Raw genomic sequence first — 1,323 nt, 5'->3', positions numbered from 1 at the left:
CTCGTCCGTGAACCGTGAATGCTTCATTCCGTCCGTCTCCTTGATACGACGGACTCTACCAAAATCTGGAGGAAGTTCAGGGGCTCAGGTCACCGGCCGGCGACCGGCCAGGCTGGCATGCCGGTATAGCGAACGCCGTGCTGAACGATCTGGAAGAGTTCCCCGTCGCTCCAGGTGGCGATCTTGTCCTTGAGATCGGGCGGCGGGGGCAGCATCCTGCCGACGCTATCGGGCCGCGGCATGGCTGGCGAGCCGTGGCAGATCGCACACCCGGTCTCGAAGTGCCCGGCCGCCATCGGCAGCATGCCCTCGGTGAAGGCCGGAACCGTCGTGCCGATCGCGGCGGTTCGGACCGACGACCGCATCACCCAGTGCAGGAAAATGTCCGCGACCTTCCAATGACCGGTGCTTGCCTTGACGCTGATCAGGCCGCTCCATGCGACGAGAAATGCGACCGCGATGCCGGCGACGGGCAGAACTGTGAGGTGTTTCCAGCAGATCCGCATCAGCGCTCCTCCACCATCTTCTCTTCACCGTCTCGAAGCAGGCCCGCGAGCAGGGCGACGCCGCCGGCGAGATAGGCGAGCGCCCCCACCATCAGCATGACCACGCCGCCGATCTGCTGGTCGGCGGCCGCGGAAAGAGGGATGCCGAAACAGCTGACGGCACCGTCGCCGTAAAGCGGGCGCGGCGCCAATGCCAGAAGCACGCCGAGCAGCGTCATGTGCATGGAGGTGAACAGCAGGCCGATCGTCCCGGCGAGCCGCCCGTCGCCCGGCCGCAGACAGGTGATCCACAGCAGCAGGCCGGCGGCGAGAAAACTCGCCTGCTCGACGAGCGTCAGCGCCCGGCTCGCATCCGCCGTCGCGCGCAGAACCGGTACATGCCAGAACCAGACCACAGCGAGCTCGACCAGCGAGGCCAGCATTGGCGTCACCCACGCTAAACCTGCCGGCGGATCACCCTGCGTGCCGCCAAGGCCATAGGCGATCAGCGGCGCGGCCACCGCGACGATGCCCATATGCGCGACCATATGGACGGTGAAGGAGCCTGCGCCAAGACCGAGGACGAGGGCAAGGCCGAGAAGCGCAAGGCCGGCGCGGAGCGCGATGGTCCTCATGGCTGGCACGCTCCGATGAGCAGCAGCGGCACGGCGCCGAAGACCACTGCGACGAAGCACAGGCCGGAGAGCAGCAGCGTCGCAAAGCCCTGGAAGAGCAGGCGGTCTTTGCGGGTCGGCTCGTCATGCGGCGGGTCGCCCGAGCCGAAACCCCATTGCCGCCAGGCAAGATAGGCCGAGAGGACGATGCCCGACAGCGCAAC

2 protein-coding genes and 1 pseudogene are annotated in these 1,323 nt (G+C 67.0%); all 3 read right to left on the bottom strand.

Annotated elements, in window-relative coordinates:
- Positions 1–89: 89 nt before the first annotated feature.
- Positions 90–506: a c-type cytochrome gene (locus J2Y63_RS35410; RefSeq protein ID WP_435269839.1), complete on the bottom strand. Its 417-nt coding sequence runs from the start codon at positions 504–506 to the stop codon at positions 90–92.
- Positions 506–1,120: a cytochrome c oxidase assembly protein gene (locus J2Y63_RS35405; RefSeq protein ID WP_435269838.1), complete on the bottom strand. Its 615-nt coding sequence runs from the start codon at positions 1,118–1,120 to the stop codon at positions 506–508. The genes J2Y63_RS35410 and J2Y63_RS35405 overlap by 1 nt, the downstream gene beginning before the upstream one ends.
- Positions 1,117–1,323 (bottom strand): annotated as a pseudogene (locus J2Y63_RS35400) (hypothetical protein); the annotation flags it as partial. The gene J2Y63_RS35405 and the pseudogene J2Y63_RS35400, both read right to left, overlap by 4 nt.

Origin of the sequence: Shinella sp. BE166 (assembly GCF_051201095.1) — a bacterium.
Lineage (GTDB): Bacteria > Pseudomonadota > Alphaproteobacteria > Rhizobiales > Rhizobiaceae > Shinella > Shinella lacus.
This window is presented reverse-complemented; position numbering and strand designations above follow the sequence as displayed.